Source organism: Ruegeria hyattellae (assembly GCF_041537925.1).
Lineage (GTDB): Bacteria > Pseudomonadota > Alphaproteobacteria > Rhodobacterales > Rhodobacteraceae > Ruegeria_C.
The window spans coordinates 1-18,469 of sequence record NZ_JBGOSH010000004.1; the positions used below are offsets into that span (position 1 = coordinate 1).

Sequence of the window (18,469 nt, forward strand, 5' to 3'; positions counted from 1 at the left end):
TACCCCAGCGCGGCAGAGGTTGCCGGCGCCATAACCCCCGTCCCGGGAGGCGTAGGCCCCATGACAATCGCCTGCCTCCTCGCAAACACACTCACAGCAGCATCCCGCGCAAATGACCTGCAAGAACCAGAAGGCCTAACGGCCTAGGGCGCGACGGGTACCATCGTGCCCTGCAACAAGGCGATATGGGTTTCGGTATCGTCCCGCAGGGCATAGACATCCGCCGCCACCACGATCAACCGGCGGCCGGGTTTTACCACCCGGCCAACCGCGCGCAGATGCTGACCCCGCGCGGGCGCGAGCAGGTTTATCTTCATTTCGGCCGTCATCACCTCTTGTGGCGGTTTCAGCATCGTCAACGCGGCATATCCCGCGGCCGAATCCCCGAGGGCGAAACTCAGGGCCGCATGGGCGGCGCCATGTTGCTGCAGGGCGGTCTCGAGAACAGGCGCGCTCAGAACCACTCGGCCTTCTGCGACCTCGTCGATGCACGCGCCGAACGTCTTCATCATCGACTGGCGCGCAAAACTGTCCCTGATACGCTGTTCCATATACCTGATAGTATCCCTGCTTGTCGCTGCCAATGTGGTTAGCACAGATGGGGCCAGGTGGTCGCCTCTATCGCGGCATCGGCACTGCGCGCGGTGGTGAGCCGGTCAGGATGGCCAGCGCATCGGGGCGCATCAGGTCACGCAGGACCGGCTCGTCGCAATGCAGCCCGCCAGTATAGGTGCCATAGGCGGGCAACAGAATCCTGTCCCGGTCGAGCAAGAACGCAGCGCGAGTGATGTTAAGGCCGCGGGTCCGGACCCGCGCCTTTGGGTGGTAATGCCCCGAGATCTCGCCGGTTGCGCCCGGCGTGGCGATGTGGCGGAAACTAACGGTGTCGAACCTGAGCTCGTGCCGGTGTCCGCCGCCGATCTCGACCGGGCCGGGGTCATGATTGCCCTCGATCCAAGTCCAGTCGCGCCCTGCCTGCAGCGAAGCGATCCACTGCCTGTCGCTTTCACCAAGCGCGCGCGCCGCATCCAGATCGTCGAAACTGTCGCCCAGGCAGATTACGATACGCGCCCCCGTCTGGTCCAGATCATCGGCCAGACGGCTGAGCGTGTCGCGGGTCTCGTAAGGCGGCAGCGCAGGCGCGCCGCGGCGGGCAATCCGTTCGGACTTGCCAAGATGCAGGTCCGATACGCAAAGCAGCCCCCAATCCGGCCACCAGAGTGCACCGGACCCAAGCGCCATCAACTGCTTACCTGCAAATTCGAAATCAAGTCCTTTCATGCCCCGTTCTTCCCTCGGGTTTCACCTCTGTGCAAGTCTTTCATGACGTCAGCCCGGCCTCGGACAGCAGGCGATCACTTTCTTCGGCCAGCAGCCGTTCTTCGGCAGATCCCTTGACCGGCACCTTGCCAACCTCAAGCAGCAAAGGCGCAGCCAATGGCGTGATCCGGTCCAGCCGCTCCAGATCGATCCGGTCGCCGACTCGCGCGATCATCTCTTCGATGCGGCCGAAATCGACCAACCCGCGCATCGCCTCATCCCGGGTGATCTGCATCAACACATGATCGGGGTCGTATTTCAGCAGCGTGTCATAAAGGATATCCGACGAAAACGTCGCTTGTCGCCCGCTTTTGCGCTGCCCGGCGGTGTTGCGCTCGATCAGCCCTGCGATGGTCGCCGAGGCCCGAAAAGTCCGCTTCATCACCGCATTGCCCGCCAGCCAGCTGTCCAGCCCGTCGCGCAGCGCCTCCATGCGAAAGAGCGGCGCCGCGTCGGTCAGCGCGTCCAGCCCCCAGATCAGCGTGGCGTAGTCGGTCGAAACAAAGCCCAGCGGGTGCAGCCCGATCTCTTCCATCCGCTTGGTTAGAAGCAGGCCGAGCGTCTGCATCGCGTTGCGCCCGGCAAAGCCGTAGACGCAAACATGCTCTTGCCCGTCATGGGGGAAGCTTTCGACCAGCAACCGGCCCCGCCGCGGGAGTTGTGACACCTCACGTTGCAGGGTCAGCCACTCGGTGGTGTGTCGTGGCAGTTGCGGCCAGCTATCCTGCGCAAACATGTCAAGGATGCGGGCGCTGAGCTGGGTGGAGGTTGCAAATTTCGTCCCCATGAAGGTGGCGATCTTGGGCTTCTTGTCGGCGCGGCGGGTGACCTCGACGGTCATCTCGCGCAATCCCTCATAGCGCACGATCTGCCCGCCGATCAGAAACGTGTCGCCCGGTGTCAGCGACGCGGCAAAGCCTTCCTCGATCTCGCCCAATGGCTTGCCGCCGCGGTTGCGCATTAGCCGGACCTTGAGGGTGTCTGTGTCCTGAATGGTGCCGATATTCATCCTGATCCGCGCCGCCGCGCGGGGGTCGCGCAGCTGCCATTGCCCGTCGGGGCGCTGTTGCAACCGTTGCCAGCGGTCATAGGCCCGCAGGGCATAGCCGCCGGTGGCGCAGAAATCGAGACAATCGTCGAATTCCGCGCGGGTCAGATCGGCGAAGGGGCCGGCGGAGGTCATCTGCATATAAAGCGCATCCGCTTCAAACGGACCGGCTGCGGCGGCGATCAGGATATGCTGGCAGAGCACATCGCGGGGTCCGCGCCCGCGCGGATCACCGTCCAGATCATGCGCCTTGACTGCTTCCAGCGCGGCAACACATTCCACCACCTCGAACCGGTTGGCGGGCACCAACAGCGCCTTGGAGGGCGCGTTATAGCGGTGATTTGCGCGTCCGATCCGCTGTACTAGCCGCTTGACGTTCTTGGGCGCACCGATCTGGATCACCAGATCGACATCGCCCCAATCAATCCCCAGATCGAGCGAGCCGGTGCAGACGATGGCCCGCAGGTCGCCCCGCACCATTGCGGCCTCGACCCGCTGGCGCTGCTGCCGGTCGAGCGAGCCGTGATGGATGCCGATCGGCAGCCCCTCGTCATTGGCAAGCCACAGATTGTGAAAGAAAATTTCCGCCTGCGCGCGGGTGTTGTGAAAGATCAGCGTGGTCTTGTGTTGGCGCACTTGATCCAGCACCGCCGGGATCGCATAGGCCGCGCCGCCGCCGGACCAGGGCGGCATGTCCTCGGTTTCCAACATGGCGATATCGGGGTCCGGGCCGGGATCGGCCAGCAGGACAACGCAGGGATCGGGGTGGCGGGCCAAGAGCTGGGCGATGGCGCTTGGATCCTCGACTGTGGCCGAAAGCCCCACGCGCCGCAGGTTGGGACAGAGCGCTTGCAATCGCGCCAGCGCCAGCATCAGCTGATCGCCCCGTTTGCTCTCAGCCAGCGCGTGAATCTCATCGACCACCACCCGCTGCACCCCGGCAAACATGCGCGGCGCATCTTCGTAGGAGGTCAGCAGCGCCAGGCTTTCCGGCGTGGTCAGCAGGATATGCGGCGGGTCGGCGCGCTGGCGCTTCTTCTGCGTGGCCGACGTATCGCCGGTGCGGTCCTCGATCCGGATCGGCAGCCCGATCTCGTCCACCGGCGTGCGCAGGTTGCGCTTGATATCGGCTGCCAGCGCCTTGAGCGGTGAGACATAGAGTGTGTGCAGGCCATCATGGCTGCCGTCAGCCAGTTCCGCCAGCGTTGGCAGGAAACCAGCCATCGTCTTGCCGCCCCCCGTGGGCGCGATCAGCAGCGTCGCCGGGTCTTGCGCACGGTCGAACATATCCTGCTGATGTGGATGTATCGACCAGCCTTTGGCCGAGAACCAGGTCTGAATTGCGGGGGGAATCTGCGACATTGCAGACAGCTTACCGCAGCGGTTTCCCCTTTGGAACGGGTGCACGTGCCCTGTGAACGGGCCTAGTGAATGATCTCTTCTTCTTTCACGAACATGTTCGCCCAGGCGCGATCGATCAAGTCAGGCCGCATCTGATAAGGGATACCCTCGAACTCACAGATGGCGATCATCTGGTCGATCAGGAAGATAGGCTGATAGTTTGCATAGACATTGTCGATGGTCGGGTATTTGACCTTGAGCAGATGCACCAGCGCATCCTCGTCCAGCGGCATGCCTTTCTTGCGCGCCACCAGCGCAAAAATCTTCAGGAAGTTTTCCTGATCCGGTCCGTCGATCTTGATCTTGAAGAAGATCCGCCGCAGCGCCGCCTTGTCGAAGATTTCGTTGGGGTGGAAGTTGGTCGAGAAGATGACCAGCGTGTCGAACGGCACTTCGAACTTTTCACCCGATTGCAGGGCGAGGATGTCCTTGCTTTCTTCCAGCGGGACGATCCAGCGGTTGATCAGGGCCTGCGGTGGTTCGGCCTGACGACCAAGGTCGTCGACGATGAAGATGCCACCGGTTGATTTCAGTTGCAGCGGGGCCTGATAGGTGCGCGCGGTCGGGTTGTAGACCAGATCGAGCATCGACAGCGACAGCTCGCCCCCGGTGACCACGGTGGGGCGTTCGCACATCACATAGCGGCTATCGAAGCGTTTGCGGCGGCGCAACTGTGTCGGATCGTCAGCCTCTTGCTCTATGGCGTTATGCACGATCGGGTCATAGACGGTGATGACCTGACCGGCATATTCGATGGCGCGTGGCACGTAGACCTTATCTCCCAGCGCGTCGCGGATGCCGTTCGAGATCGAGGATTTCCCGTTGCCCGGCGGGCCGTACATCAGGATCGACCGCCCGGCGCTGACGGCGGGGCCGAGGTGATCCAGCAGGCTGTCGGGCAGAACCAAATGGCCCATCGCGTTGGTCAGTTGCTCACGCGTGACCTGGATGTTGCGGATCGACTGGCGCTTGACCTGCTCGCTATATACTTCCAGCGGCACCGGCATCGCGCCGAAATATTCCGACTGGCTCAGCGCATCCAGCGCGCGTGAGCGGCCTGCATCGGTCAGTTGATAGCCCATTTCGTTGCCGTTGTTGGCGTTGAGCGTGCCCGTCGCCTCCAGCAGTTTCTGATCGCGGGACAGATCGACAATTTCCTGCGTCACCGATCCGGGCAGGCAGATCGCTTCGGCGATCTCGCTGACCATCTCGAGGTTTTTGCGGAAAATCGTCTTTAGCAAAATGTCCCGCATCATCACGATCGGAAGGCGCATTTCGGCAAGCCCGTTGGGGGCAGGGGGCGCCATGACATTGGGGGTCTGCATATTCATCGGCAAAATCCGTCTTGGGCTGGCTCATCAAAACGCTGCGGTGTCTCCGCATGGGGCGAAACTGCCCGCCCATTGTGGCAGCAGAAGGGCAAAGCCGGGGCGGAGGCGGGGATTGTTCAACTTCCGTAAACAGCACCCAGCACGAGATAGAGCGCCAGCGTGAAGCCAAGGCTCAGCCCCATGGGGAATTTCCGGCCCATATCCCAACTTTTCCAATCCGGTACCACCCGGCGTAGGGCAGTGTGTTTGGCCAGACAATGGGTGGCCACCGCCGCCAGAAGGCTGGCGCAGAGGATCATGAAAACAAGGGACAGATCGCCAAGTGCGATGTAGGGTGCTGCGGCAGCCAAAAACTTGGCGTCGCCTGCTCCCATCGCACCGGCTGCGTTCAGGGCAATGCCCACGATCAGCACAATAACCAACTGCGCCAACTGCCAGCCATAAGCAGGAAAGCTCATCAAGAACGGTCCCATCACCACAAAGATCAGTGCCAGCGCTATAACGGCCTGGTTGGTGATCCGCATTTCGCGCAGATCGGTGAAGGCCACATAGAAGCAGAGCGGCAGCACCAGCGGAAGGAACCACAGCGCGACCAGGGACGGAATCGCCATAGCTCAGGCGCTTTCCAATGCGCGTAGCGAGTTGATCGCCTCTTCGAAATGCTGGGGATGGGTTTTGACGGCATCACGCAGCAAAGCCTTGCCCTTGGTGACATCGCCCTGCTTGATCGCGGTCAGCGCCATTGTGTGCAGCAACTGTGCCCGCTCAACCTGATTCATCGGTACCACCGGCAGCGTGTAGTTACCCTGCGCGCCACGTGCCAGAACCAGGTTGTTCTTTGCGGTGAACAGGGTGCGATCCTGCCGGATCGCCTCACCAAACAACTTTTCGGCTTCGGCATACTGGCCGCGTGTCAACTTGGAATAGCCCCAGTTGTTGGTCACGGCGGCGGGTTTCGTCGTCAGACCAACGGCGGTTTCATAAAAGCTGTCGGCGCGTTTCCATTCCTTGTTGGCATCGGCCACCATCGCCTCAAGCCGATAGCGTTTGAAAGTCTCGTGGGTCGGCGGCACCTTGTCCAGCGTCTCCTCGGCCTTTTTCCAATCGCCATTACGGATGTAGGCATCGGCCAGCTCGACCGAGTCGGCGTCGTTGGCGCCTTCCATCTCGACTACCTTGGACCAGGTTGAGACCGCTTCGGTGTTGCGCTTGGCCCGCACCAGCGACATGGCCAGACCGCGCTGAAGGTCGATCCGGTCCGGTGCGGTATTGGTGGCGCGTTGGAAATAAGTGACCGCCTCGTTCGGGTCTCCGACCGTTAGCATCACGTCGTTGATGCCGGTCTCGTCGATGACGTTCACATCCTGCAGCGCCCGTTCGACGGCCTGATCTTCCTTGCTCACACACGCGGAAAGCCCGAGCCCGCCTGCAACAAGTGCCGGGATCAAAATAAGGTGGCGCATTTTTGCGTCCTTTTACTGCTCTATCCGTTATGGCGTCTTGCGGATCAGGAACTGCCCCTCACTCCGCTGCACCAGCTTATATTCGTCGTTTGCCTCAGGCGCATTATTAGCAGGATTTTCAGATTTTGCGAGTGCTATCCGCAGATTGTCCCGGATTGAGTCACTTTGGCCATTGTCCAGAGCATAGGCTTTTTTGAACACTTGGGTGGCCTCGGCGGTCTCGCCTTTTTCCATCAGAAGCACGCCCAAATTGTTCCAAGCCTCGGGCCAGTCCGGCGTATCTGTGACGGCGCGGCGCAGCATGACCTCAGCTTGCCCCAACCGGCCCAGTTCAAGATTGGCTGTGCCCAGACCGGTCAGGATTTCCGGCGTCATTCCCTGTTCCAGCGCGGCGCGGGTGAAGGCATCCATCGCAAGCTCATACTCGCCAGCAGCCATCAGTCGATGGCCAACTTCGACTCCGTCCACCGCCTGCGCCCCGTGATCGATACCGGGGGGGTAGGGATCGTCCGGCAGCGTAACCTCATCGGATGTCGAACACGAAACCACCGCCGCGAGGGCGGCGGTGGCGATGAGGTGTTTCAGACTTGGTGCGGTTACGTTCACACCTTCCACTTTCGTATTAGCCAGAACTCATATTGCCCAAGTCCATGATGCCCTTTGCCGAAGGTCCGACAAGAATGACCAGCAGGGGCGGGACGGTCAGGGTCATTGTGGCAAGTGTCATTTTTGTTGGCAACTTGTTTGCAGCCTCTTCGGCGCGCATCACGCGTTTGTCACGCATCTCGCCGGCATAGACCCTGAGCGCCTCGGCGATTGACGTGCCGAAGCTGGCGGACTGGATCATCACCGTCACAAAAGACGAGACATCGGTAACATCACAGCGCGTCGCGAAGTCACGCAGAACCTTGTCTTTCTCTTTACCGGCTTTCATCTCATAGGCGACCATCTCGAACTCATCCGCCAAATAAGGGTAAGAGGCGCGCAACTCGGCGGCAACTCGAACGATGGCCTGATCCAGCGACTGCCCGGCCTCGACACAGACTAGCATCATGTCGAGCGAATCCGGAAAGCCCGAGATAATGGCCTGTTTGCGTTCTTCGACGCGCCGGGTGATCCAGTATTTCGGCAGGAAATACCCCGCCAGCCCCGGCCCGAACACATACATCAGCTGTGTTGTACCTTCGAGGTCCTGATCGCCGACGATGATCGTCACATAAACCACGCCAATCAAAAGGCCGATCAGTCCTAGGACAAATTGGGAGAAATGGAAGAAGCGGATCGCATCCTTAGACCGGTAACCGGCTTGCCGCATCTTGAGCTGCATCGCCGTGTATTCCTCGGCATCCTGCGGCTCGAGAAAGTTTGCAAACCGGTCAAGCTGTTCGTTCCGGCTGCCTTGACGCAGTTGCTCTTTCTTGGTCTTTGCCTTGGGCTTCGGGTTCACGTCCCGCTTGAGCTTCTTGAGCGGATCCTCAGGCTGATTGAGGATGAAGGGAAGCGTCACCAGGATCATGAACAAGCCCGCGACACCCACTACGATGAGCGGGCCGAACTCGCCCAGGTTTTCGGTCAGGAGGTCATTGATTTGCTGCAGGAATTCCATCGGTCCTCCGGTTCAGACTTTGATATTCGTCAAGATGCGCATGACGATCAGGTTGGCCGTTAGCATGATGCCAACGAAGAAACAGGCTGGAATGTACCAGGGGTGATCCATGACACCGTCATAATAGCCGGGATCGTTGACTAGGATCACCATCAGGCAGACCAGCGGAAAGGCCGACAGAAACTTGCCCGACCATTGCGCCTCGGCAGTGATCGCCTTGACCCGGCGAAACAGCCGGAACCGCGCGCGGATCACCTTGGCCAGACCTTCGAGAACTTCGGCCAGGTTACCGCCCGATTGCTGCTGGATCGAGACCGCGACCGACAGGAACCGCAAATCCTGGATATCCAGGCGTTCGGCCATTTCTTTGAGCGCGTCGCTGACATCGCGACCATACGAGGCTTCGTCCGATATGACACCGAACTCGGTTGCGATCGGATCGCTGGCCTCTTTCGCCACGATCTGGATCGAGGCAACGAAGGGGTGACCGACACGCAGCGACCGGACCATCAGTTCGACTGCATCGGGCAGTTGTTCCTCGATCAAGGACATGCGTTTCTTTGCCTTGTGGTTCACCCAGATATAGACCGCGCTAACGCCAATCAGGGCCGAGGCGGCGATGCGCAGCGGCGGCTCGGTTTCAGTGCCGATGCTCAGGCCGACAAAGGCAACGACGCCCACACCGATCATGATCATGATCAATTGGCGCGGAGTGAAGGCGATCGCCGCCTTCTGCGCCTTGTCCGCCAGCAGCGAATAGAGCGGGATCGACTGGCTGCGCATATGCTGCTGCATTTCCTTGCGCAGTTGCTCGAGCACCTCCTCGCGACCGACGCCTTTGTCCAGCATGTCCAGACGGCGGTTCACCCGGTTGTTCAGGCTGATCGACTTGCCGAAAAACAGCAGGTAGACGCCCTCGACCAGGAAAAGCACACCGACGAATATCCCGATGTAGATGAGTGGCTCTGCGCTGATAGTCATGGCCTGTTCCCCTACATGTTGACCGGTTCATAGATCGATGCGGGAAGGTCATACCCCCACATGCGGAACCGTTCCGAAAAGTGGCTGCGCACGCCGGTGGCGGTGAAATGGCCAATGATCTTGTTGTCGGGTGTCAGGCCGACGCGCTGATAGCGGAATATTTCCTGCATGGAAATAACATCTCCCTCCATCCCGGTGATCTCGGTGATCGAGGTCATCCGGCGAGAACCGTCCTGCAGGCGGCTGGCCTGCACGATCAGGTTCACAGCCGAAGAAATCTGACTGCGCACCGCCTTGATCGGCATCTCGATCCCCGCCATGGCGATCATGTTCTCAAGTCGACTGATACCGTCGCGGGCCGAGTTGGCGTGGATTGTGGTCATCGATCCGTCATGGCCGGTGTTCATCGCCTGCAACATGTCGATCACTTCCTCGCCGCGCGTCTCGCCCACGATGATGCGGTCGGGACGCATCCGCAGGGCGTTTTTCAGACAGTCGCGCGGGCTGACTTCACCTTTGCCCTCGACATTGGGTGGACGGCTTTCCATCCTGCCCACATGGGTCTGCTGCAACTGCAGTTCGGCGGTGTCTTCGATCGTCAGGATACGTTCTGCATTGTCGATGAAGCTGGACAGGGCATTCAGCGTTGTCGTCTTACCCGAACCGGTGCCGCCGGACACGATAATGTTCAGACGGGTGGCAACGGCGGCTTGCAGATAAGCAGCCATTTCTTCGGTGAAGGCCCCGAAATTCACCAGATCGTCGATGCCCAGCTTGTCTTTTTTGAACTTCCGGATCGAAACCAGCGAGCCATCCACCGCAATTGGTGGCACCATGGCGTTGAAACGCGAGCCATCGGCCAGGCGGGCGTCAACATAGGGGTTCGATTCGTCGACGCGTCGGCCCACGGCTGACACGATCTTGTCGATGATCCGCAGCAGATGACGTTCATCCTTGAACCGGACATCGCTGAGTTCGAGCTTGCCGTCCCGTTCCACGAAGATCTGGTGGGGGCCGTTGACCAGGATATCGTTGACCGTGTCGTCCTGAAGCAGCGTTTCAAGCGGGCCCAGTCCGGTCACCTCGTCATAGAGGTCCTTGTTGAGGGTCTGACGGTCATCACGGTTGAGAACGATACTTTTTTGTTCGAGAATCTCGGAAGAGATCGAGCTAATCTCGTTGCGAAGTTCCGCTTCCGACGCGTGTTCAAGCGCTGCGAGATTGAGATTCTCGAGCAGTTCGCGGTGCAGCTCGATCTTGATCTCGCCGAGACGGTCTTTGCGCTTGCGTTCGCGATCCTGCGGTGCCGCCTCGGCTTTTTTGCCCGGCATCGGCTTGCGCAGTAGCTCTTTCTTGGTTGGAGCGGGGGCGATTTCGGGGGAGGGTTTGGCGGTTTTGGTCGCTGGCACTGCCTTGACGGGTGCGGCGTCGGCTTGCTTTTTGTATCTCGAGAACATCTTGGACCCCTCTCGTGAATCGCGTTAGGCAGCTTCCGCTTCGCCTGTGCCCAGTTCGTAGATGGATTGCGCGAGTTTGGCGATTTCCCGGCGCAGCGGGTTCTTTGCCGCGGACGTTGCCAGAGGCTGGCCGTGATCGCCGCCCTGTGTCACTGGTTTGCCGCCATCTGGCAGTTGCAGTTCAATGGAAATGCCCAGCGATTCCGCCATTCTCTTGACACGGCTCTTGCCGCTCAGGTCGGTGAATTTCGGAGCCTTGTTAAGGGCAAAGCGCAGCTTGTTGAATGGCAGATCCTCGGATTGCAGCGCCCGTTTCATGCGCAGTGCGTTCTGGGCGGATCGCATATCCAATTCTATCATCGCGAAATAGACATGCGCGGCCTGCAGAACCGTCTCTGACCATTGCACCAGTGTCTTGGGCATGTCGATGATGACGAAATCGAAATGCGCGCGCGCCAGTTCGATCACCCGTTCGATATCCTGCGGCGTCACGAGGTCGAGTGGCACCATGTCGGAGGGGGCGGTCAAGACCTGAAGCCTGTCCTCATAGCTGACCAGCGCCTGACCGAATACTTCATCATCCATATTCTCTGTGTCGGTCAGCATCTCGAACACGGCTTCGCGCCGCGGCAGATCGAGATAGGTCGAGACCGACCCATACTGCAGGTCGAGATCTAGCAAGCAGACCGACGGAGAATCGTCGCCCGACACATTGGCCAGTTCCCATGCCAGGTTCACCGCCATCGTGGTCGATCCAACGCCGCCCGCAAGGCCATGAACAACGATCACCGCGCCCTCTTTCGAGGTGCCGGAATTCAGCGGTGCGCTGCTGGTCTGGGCCTGCGTCGCCTGCGCGTCTTCTTTGCTGCGCAGTCGGTCGATGGCCAGTTGCAACTCCTGCTCGGGAAGCGGGTAGGGGACAAATTCATCCGCGCCCTTGCGCAGAAGCTGGTGAAGAGATGCTGGCGTTACGTCCTCGGCAATCAGAATGACGCCAATGTCGCGCGTCTTGGCCTGGGTGATGATCTCGCCCATCAGGACCAGATTGTCCTCATCATCGCCATCCAGCGCCAATGCAATGAATTCCAGTGTTTCCGCTTCGGGCTGTCCGAAAAAGGCCAGCGCCTCGGCAAAGCCTAGGTCGCCCCAGCTTTCGCCCATTGCCGCTTCCATGTCTTCGATCAGCAGGTCGAAATTCTGGACGTCCCGGCTGACCGTGCAGGCCAGGATCGGAGCGGTCTCAGATTGCGGCATTCCACTGCTCATTACCTTCATCCTCATTCAAAAATGGCAGGAAAGTCGAACAGCTTGGCGCTGCATCCGGCTTGTTTCACCCACCCGCGGCCCTGAAAAAGGCCGCAAATCACCTATTGAAAGCAGTGTCGTCGCGAAGTTGGGCGAGATTTGGGCCGAAAAGAACCAATTGTAGGGAATTGGGCGACGATCCCGCCCAATTCGTCGCTATTGTACTCAGTTTTCAAAGGCTGATGAGTCGCCTGCGTTAAGCGTCGTAGGCGGTTCTGCGCTTTTGATATATTCGCGATAGATCACCTGGGCGTATTTGCCATCCAGTGTCTGGTTTCGTTTGATAAAGCCGGTCACTTCGGTGACAGTGCGCCGGTTGCGGCGATCGCGGTCTGGCGTGTTGATCAGCGGCTCGCGTTCGCCAAGCGACGAAACCGCTTCTAGGCGGCTGCGACTGATGCCCTGTCTGGTCAGATAGTTCACCACGGCTTGTGCGCGGCGCAGCCCGAGGCGCTGGTTATAGGCCGGCGACCCGACCTTGTCGGTATGACCGAATACCTTGAAGCGGACCTCGGGAAATTGCTTGATCCAGTGCGCCTGCTGCCGCAGGATCTGCTGGGCGGTCGGGTCGAGCTGTGAACTATTGAACGCAAAGTTCACTTGATCCGGGACTTCGCGGGCAAAGCGCTCACCCAATACCTGGACATAGCTTTTTGCACCGGTCTGGATCTGGGCATTGTTGAGCGTGGCGTTTCCGAATGTGCCCGAATCCACTCTATGGCCCGCATCATAGGCACACCCGGCAACAGCGACGGAGAGGCCAAGGATCGAAATCATCTTATGCATTGGTTTCATCCTCCCGATCATTCAAGCACATAGCCGTAAGACCCACTGAAATCCTGTTTTGCGACCTCGGATGCGGCGCCACCCCCGGCTCGCACAGTTGACGCGGTCTTGCCGAACAGAAACAGCTCGGTTTCGCTCGGTGGTGTCACACGGTCGGTCGGTAGCGCCAGTGCCTCGCCACGTGTTGGTGAGACCAGATGAGCGGTCACGATGATCACAAGCTCGGTCTGGCTGCGTTGGTAGTTCGCACTGCGAAACAATGTTCCAAGTACCGGCAGATCGCCCAACCAGGGAAGCTGTGAGTTGTTATCCAGGAAATCGTCTTGGATCAAACCGGCGATGGCAAAGCTCTCGCCGTCAAAGAGCTCAACGGTCGTTGAAGTCTCCCGGCGCGAGAACCCGTTAACGGTCGCACCGTTGATTACCACCGAATTGGTCGGGTCGAGCGCGGAAACCGCGGCCACCATCTCAAGATTGATCAGGTCGCCGTCCACCACCCTAGGAATAAAGCTCAACTGGACGCCAAAGGGTTTGAATTCCACCGAAAACAACCCGTCACGCTGGGCGACCGGGATCGGGTATTCACCACCGGCCAAGAAGGTCGCCTCTTGCCCCGAAAGGGCCGAAAGATTCGGTTCCGCCAGGGTGCGAACCACACCTTTTTGTTCCAGCGCTTCCAGCAATAGGCGAATCTGTGTGGCCCCGGCGCTGAAGCCGAACAGCAATGCGCCGGTGTTTTCGTTGGCGGCCGGGATATTACCATTCAATGCCCGGGTAAGGTCGAGCGAATTATTGAGTGTGTTGATGCCGCCGGTGGCATTGCCGCCCGAAAAGCCCAGCGAGGCACTGAGCGATTTGGTTACCGAACGCTGCATCTCCGCAAACCGCACTTTCAACATGACCTGCTGCACACCCGACACGCTCATCAGGTTCGAAACCCGTTCGGGCGCATACCGTTCGGCGAGTTCCAGAGCACGTTGCAGGCGGGAACTGCTGGACACATTGCCCGAGAGCACGATGCCGTCATTGGCCGTACGCACCTCGATGGCTTCGCCGGGCAGAATCTGCCGCAGGCGTTCCTTGAACTCGGTCACGTCGGGTGCGACGCGCACGTTGACATTGGTGATCAGCCGGCCTGTTGCATCCAGCAGCGTCATCGTCGTGACGCCGGGAGACCGGCCAAGAACATAGATGCTGCGATCGGACAGGGACGAGATATCGGCAATACCCGCATTTGCGATGCTGAGCTCGGCGAAAGGTTCGTCGCTTTCCACCACCACCGCCCTGTTCATTGGAACATCAAGCGTCGTGGCCATGTCTCTTTTTACCACCCGCAGCGGCTCGGATTGCGCCTGGGCTACAACGGGATTGCACAAGACAGTCAGCCCCATCAGGGCTGCCCTCATCCAACTGTCGATTTTCATGTGACCTGCCTTTCCGATCACGCCTCGTTTTTGGGTCTTTTTGCCCTTTGTCGCGCTCACTCTGCGTCAGAAGCAGTTTTTTTGCAATAATCAATGGTTTGAGCGCGGGCTTTTATGTGGATAACAGGCAACAATGCAAAAAAGCGAACCAGACGTTTTGTCGGGTTCGCCAGACTAACAGGTTGAAATGGCGTCAGTTTGTGCAGGGAATCGGGATTTCGATCACCTCGGCACCGCGCCGGTTGCGGACGGTGCAGACCTTTTTCTGCTGCACTTCAGGGGCCGTTTCGCGATCCCCCAGTCCCAGCAAGGCACGCTTGTTGACCTCCACGGTGGAGGCCACGGTGTCATCTGTCGCGCCTACCAGGGCAAGCGTGAGCTTGCCGGTGTTCTGTCCCTGCGCCAGAATGGCGATTTGCTCGGGCTTGGCGGCAACGGTCACCGTCCGGGCGATCGAGGCGCCATTGCGCTCGTTTCCAGCGCTCTGGTCGATCGCGATCAGTTGAATATTTGTTTGGATCAGGCGGGTTACCTCGCCACTTTCGCCTTCAATGGCCCCACCAATGCCGCCGGTCCAGTATACGTCGACCCGGTCACCGGGACGCAGGAAGCCCGACACGCCGCTGGTCACATCCACCTTGACTGCAAAGGCCCGCATGCCGCGTTCCAGGCGCGAGGTCAGACCGGCATCTTCACCGATCTCGGTGACCTTGACGGCCATGATCGCCTCGCTCTTTTCCATGGTCCGAATGACGAAACGATTGTCGTTCAACTCGGTGGCGAAGAGATTTTCTGCTTTGGAGAATGTGCCTTCCGGGATGGCGTCCACCGGCCATCTGACCACACGCACGTGCTCGGGCTTGAGTTGTACACCATATTGCAGTTGCGTGTTCGCAACCAGGACCTCTTGGGTCGGCACGATCTGTGCGCGCGCCTGCCGTTCTTGCGCAAGCTGCAAGCGGTGTTCTTCGATATAGCCGCGCGCCATCATCACGGCGCCCCCGGCTAGCGCCACCCCAACGATCAGAACAAGACCAAAAACAGCTCGCATTCCCGCACCTCTTAATCTGCTGCGGTTCAGAGCATACCGGTGGCCCGGTACGCACTGAACCATCCTTGCTCATACCCATGAAATGTGTCGAAATAAGGGACAAAGCATGTGGTATGAGGCGATTTTGAACTAAGCGTTCATAATCTGGGAGTTGAGCGTATCACTTTGTTCCGAAGGGTCCATTCAAGTGAACCTCTCCTTCAGCGATTTGCCCGCCTATCCCATCCGCAAAACCGTCACCTTGCGTTCCTCCGAGCGCGAGCACTGTCGCTCCGCCCAGCCCAACGACGACGGCCGTAAGTACAACCCAATCGACCGTTACAGCACCAAGTTCCGATCTCAGGAAGTGTCTGACACATACTGGCATCTTTCGACAGCGCCTCCCTAAAAATAAGGGCCACACCTTTCGCAAGGCATGGCCCCTAAGGTTCGGATTATTTTGGATTAGCTGCCGCTACCCAGACCGCCCGCTTCGCCGATGGTCACGGTTGCGTTGGACAGTGTGGAGTTCACGGTGCCTGCCAGGCCCGACGCGCCGCCCGAGATGCCGTTATAGGCAACGGCGGCCAGAGCAACAACGGCTGCGGTCAGAACGACCCAGTCAACAGTTACGGCGCCGTCTTCGTCTTTGCGGAAGTTTTTGAAAAATTTGATCATGGAATGTCCCTCCTAAGGATCACGGTATGTTTCGTTAACCTCGCCGTCCGTCTGAACCGTCTCTCTCTCGTGGCCCGTGTCCGTCGTGGTATGAATAGAGTTTTGCCTGTTACGCGTGGCAGGAATTGGGCCAAAACGCGAATTTTCCGGCCTAAGTTTAACTTTTTGCATACTATTCGCGTAACTATCTGAATTTTAAGGAAAACAAACTTCACGCTCTTGCCGTCTGGGTGGGCGGGCGATGCAAAATGGCGGCAATTTGGGCGAAAATGCCTCAATTCACACGGTTTTTCTGGTCTCAAGGCTCTGTTTCGGGAGAAAAAGACTCAAAATAATGATGAGAAGAGCAGATGTTTCTCAACAAATCCTTGACGCAGGTGGGTCTGGCCGTTGCGGCAGGTCTGGTGTGGGGGCTGAGCGGGCCGGGCGCCGTGCTGGCCGAGACGCCTTTCAAACGTATCACACCGCCATCCCCCGGGACCGGTTCGCGCATAAACGTGCAGATATCGCCCGAAGAACACGCCACCGCGCCCTATGCGCCATCGACCGGGTATCGGGAACCGATCGTGGATGTTGTTGCGCCGCCCGAACCTGCGACAACGCCCGACGCCGCGCCGGATCGCCCCAAAAGCAGCTATGCGTGGTTCTGGGACAAGATCTCCCCCGCGCTGGCGGATGCGCGGCCCGGCCGCCTGACCGCAGCGATGCAGGCGGTCAGCAACGGCGGCGTCGCGGCGCCGCGACTGCAATCGATGCAAGATATCGCGAAAGAGCGCGGCATACCGATCCTGCAATCCACCGTCGGTACTAATGTCTCGCCCGCGCTGGTCTTGGCGGTGATCGCGGTGGAATCCTCTGGCAAGCCCGATGCGGTCAGCGGGGCGGGGGCGCAGGGGCTGATGCAGCTGATGCCCGCCACCGCAGAGCGCTTCGGGGTCGAGGACAGCCTGTCACCGCAGGAAAACATCGCCGGGGGCGTCAAATACCTCGACTGGCTGATGAACGAGTTCGACAACGACCCGATCCTTGTGCTGGCGGGATATAATGCCGGTGAGGGATCGGTGCGGACTCACAAGGGCGTGCCGCCTTTTGCCGAAACCCGCGACTATGTACCAAAGGTGCTGGCCGCATTTCAGACCGCGCGGGGCCTCTGTGCCACACCGCCCGAGCTTATAACGGATGGGTGCGTCTTTACGGTCATGAATTGAGCGGAACCTAACAAAACGGCCCCCGCCTGTCGGCAGGGGCCGTGAACATGTTCGGAAGACCGCTTAGACGACCAGCGTTGCCTGCGTCGCGGCGCGCATCTCGTCTTCGCTGACGCCATCGGCCAGTTCCACGATCTTCAGCCCGCCTTCGACCACATCCAGCACGCCCAGATTGGTGATGATGCGATCCACGACGCCCTTACCGGTCAGGGGCAGGGTGCATTCCTTGAGCACTTTGCTGTCGCCGTGCTTGTTGGTGTGGTCCATCACCACCACCACACGACCGACACCCGCCACCAGATCCATGGCGCCGCCCATGCCCTTGACCAGCTTGCCGGGGATCATCCAGTTGGCCAGATCGCCCTTTTCGTCCACTTCCATCGCGCCCAGAATCGCCATGGCAATCTTGCCACCGCGGATCATCGCAAAGCTCTGCGCGCTGTCGAAATAGGCGGTCTGCGGCAATTCGGTGATGGTCTGCTTGCCAGCATTGATCAGGTCGGGGTCTTCCTCGCCCTCGTAAGGAAAAGGGCCCATGCCCAGCATGCCGTTTTCCGATTGCAGCGTCACATGCACATCATCGGGTATGTAGTTCGACACTAGCGTCGGGATGCCGATCCCGAGATTCACATACCAGCCGTCCTGCAATTCCTGCGCCGCGCGGGCGGCCATTTGGTTCCGGTCCCAGGGCATCAGGCGGTCTCCTTCTTGCGGGTGGTGCGCTGTTCGATGCGCTTTTCGTGGCTGCCGGTGATCAGGCGGTGCACATAGATGCCGGGCAGGTGGATCGAATCGGGGTCCAGCGAGCCAGTCGGCACGATCTCCTCGACCTCGGCCACGCAGATCCGGCCACAGGTGGCGGCGGGCTGGTTGAAGTTGCGCGCGGTCTTGCGAAAGACCAGATTGCCGGTCTCATCCGCCTTCCAGGCCTTCACGATGGAGAGATCGGCAAAGATGCCTTCCTCCATGATGTAGGTCTCGGGCTGGCCATCGGGGCCTGTCGGGAAATCCTTGTGTTCCTTGCCATCCGCGATCACCGTGCCCACGCCGGTCTTGGTATAGAAGCCGGGGATGCCTGCGCCGCCCGCGCGCATCCGTTCGGCCAGCGTTCCTTGCGGGTTGAACTCCAGCTCCAGTTCACCACTCAGATATTGGCGCATGAACTCGGCATTCTCGCCCACATAAGAGCTGATCATCTTGCTGACCTGTCGGGTCTGCAACAGGATGCCGATGCCGAAATCATCGACGCCCGCATTGTTGCTGGCGAATGTCAGGTTCTTGACGCCCGAGCGTTTGATGGCCTCAAGCAGCAGTTCCGGAATGCCGCATAAGCCAAATCCGCCCGCCGCGATCAGCATGCCGTCCTCCAGCACGCCCTCCAACGCGGCATCGGCGTCGGGATAGAGTTTTTTCATGGAAATCTCCGCAAAA

At 59.6% G+C, this 18,469-nt stretch carries 18 protein-coding genes and 1 pseudogene; 2 read left to right on the forward strand and 17 right to left on the reverse strand.

Annotation, left to right across the window (positions count from 1 at the left end):
- Positions 1 to 147, forward strand: a pseudogene (locus AB1E33_RS10775) (bifunctional methylenetetrahydrofolate dehydrogenase/methenyltetrahydrofolate cyclohydrolase); the annotation flags it as partial.
- Here the strand turns inward: AB1E33_RS10775 and AB1E33_RS10780 are convergent.
- From AB1E33_RS10780 to AB1E33_RS10850, 15 genes are all read right to left on the reverse strand, one after another.
- Positions 144 to 551, reverse strand: coding sequence for a PaaI family thioesterase (locus tag AB1E33_RS10780; protein WP_372577279.1), 408 nt, complete (start codon positions 549 to 551; stop codon positions 144 to 146). The pseudogene AB1E33_RS10775 and the gene AB1E33_RS10780 overlap by 4 nt on opposite strands.
- 67 nt (positions 552 to 618) lie before the next feature.
- Entirely contained in the window at positions 619 to 1,281 is a 663-nt protein-coding gene (gene pdeM / locus AB1E33_RS10785) for a ligase-associated DNA damage response endonuclease PdeM (RefSeq protein ID WP_372577280.1), read from the reverse strand.
- A gap of 40 nt (positions 1,282 to 1,321) precedes the next feature.
- Entirely contained in the window at positions 1,322 to 3,730 is a 2,409-nt protein-coding gene (locus AB1E33_RS10790; protein WP_372577281.1) for a ligase-associated DNA damage response DEXH box helicase, read from the reverse strand.
- Between the two features lie 62 nt (positions 3,731 to 3,792).
- On the reverse strand, positions 3,793 to 5,100 hold the full coding sequence (locus AB1E33_RS10795) for a DUF8689 domain-containing protein (protein WP_372577282.1): 1,308 nt from the start codon (positions 5,098 to 5,100) through the stop codon (positions 3,793 to 3,795).
- 116 nt (positions 5,101 to 5,216) lie between these two features.
- A complete protein-coding gene (locus tag AB1E33_RS10800; protein WP_372577284.1) occupies positions 5,217 to 5,711 on the reverse strand; it encodes a prepilin peptidase in 495 nt (164 codons plus the stop codon).
- 3 nt (positions 5,712 to 5,714) lie between these two features.
- A complete protein-coding gene (locus AB1E33_RS10805) occupies positions 5,715 to 6,563 on the reverse strand; it encodes a tetratricopeptide repeat protein (RefSeq protein ID WP_372577285.1) in 849 nt (282 codons plus the stop codon).
- Positions 6,564 to 6,590: 27 nt separating this feature from the next.
- Entirely contained in the window at positions 6,591 to 7,169 is a 579-nt protein-coding gene (locus AB1E33_RS10810) for a tetratricopeptide repeat protein (RefSeq protein WP_372577286.1), read from the reverse strand.
- Between the two features lie 16 nt (positions 7,170 to 7,185).
- Positions 7,186 to 8,169 carry a type II secretion system F family protein gene (locus AB1E33_RS10815; RefSeq protein WP_372577287.1) on the reverse strand — a complete coding sequence of 328 codons (984 nt, stop codon included), beginning with the start codon at positions 8,167 to 8,169 and terminating at the stop codon, positions 7,186 to 7,188.
- Between the two features lie 12 nt (positions 8,170 to 8,181).
- Complete coding sequence (locus AB1E33_RS10820) at positions 8,182 to 9,150, reverse strand: type II secretion system F family protein (protein WP_372577288.1); 969 nt, start codon at positions 9,148 to 9,150, stop codon at positions 8,182 to 8,184.
- 11 nt (positions 9,151 to 9,161) lie between these two features.
- Complete coding sequence (locus AB1E33_RS10825) at positions 9,162 to 10,607, reverse strand: TadA family conjugal transfer-associated ATPase (RefSeq protein WP_372577289.1); 1,446 nt, start codon at positions 10,605 to 10,607, stop codon at positions 9,162 to 9,164.
- 24 nt (positions 10,608 to 10,631) lie between these two features.
- Complete coding sequence (locus AB1E33_RS10830) at positions 10,632 to 11,873, reverse strand: CpaE/TadZ family protein (protein WP_372577290.1); 1,242 nt, start codon at positions 11,871 to 11,873, stop codon at positions 10,632 to 10,634.
- Positions 11,874 to 12,077: 204 nt separating this feature from the next.
- Positions 12,078 to 12,698, reverse strand: coding sequence for an OmpA family protein (locus AB1E33_RS10835; protein WP_372577291.1), 621 nt, complete (start codon positions 12,696 to 12,698; stop codon positions 12,078 to 12,080).
- 17 nt (positions 12,699 to 12,715) lie between these two features.
- Complete coding sequence (locus tag AB1E33_RS10840; protein ID WP_372577292.1) at positions 12,716 to 14,122, reverse strand: type II and III secretion system protein family protein; 1,407 nt, start codon at positions 14,120 to 14,122, stop codon at positions 12,716 to 12,718.
- A 193-nt stretch (positions 14,123 to 14,315) separates the two neighbouring features.
- Complete coding sequence (gene cpaB, locus AB1E33_RS10845) at positions 14,316 to 15,173, reverse strand: Flp pilus assembly protein CpaB (RefSeq protein WP_372577293.1); 858 nt, start codon at positions 15,171 to 15,173, stop codon at positions 14,316 to 14,318.
- A 444-nt stretch (positions 15,174 to 15,617) separates the two neighbouring features.
- Positions 15,618 to 15,830 (reverse strand): hypothetical protein, encoded by a 213-nt coding sequence (locus AB1E33_RS10850; protein WP_372577294.1) that lies wholly within the window; start codon positions 15,828 to 15,830, stop codon positions 15,618 to 15,620.
- A gap of 350 nt (positions 15,831 to 16,180) precedes the next feature.
- Between AB1E33_RS10850 and AB1E33_RS10855 the strand changes: the two genes are divergently transcribed.
- The gene (locus tag AB1E33_RS10855) at positions 16,181 to 17,038 is read left to right on the forward strand and encodes a lytic transglycosylase domain-containing protein (RefSeq protein WP_372577295.1); all 858 of its coding nucleotides are present in this window, start codon (positions 16,181 to 16,183) and stop codon (positions 17,036 to 17,038) included.
- 63 nt (positions 17,039 to 17,101) lie between these two features.
- Here AB1E33_RS10855 and AB1E33_RS10860 read toward each other — a convergent pair whose 3' ends face one another.
- The gene (locus AB1E33_RS10860) at positions 17,102 to 17,731 is read right to left on the reverse strand and encodes a CoA transferase subunit B (RefSeq protein ID WP_372577296.1); all 630 of its coding nucleotides are present in this window, start codon (positions 17,729 to 17,731) and stop codon (positions 17,102 to 17,104) included.
- Positions 17,731 to 18,453 (reverse strand): CoA transferase subunit A, encoded by a 723-nt coding sequence (locus AB1E33_RS10865; protein ID WP_372577297.1) that lies wholly within the window; start codon positions 18,451 to 18,453, stop codon positions 17,731 to 17,733. The genes AB1E33_RS10860 and AB1E33_RS10865 overlap by 1 nt, the downstream gene beginning before the upstream one ends.
- Between the last annotated feature and the right edge of the window lie 16 nt (positions 18,454 to 18,469).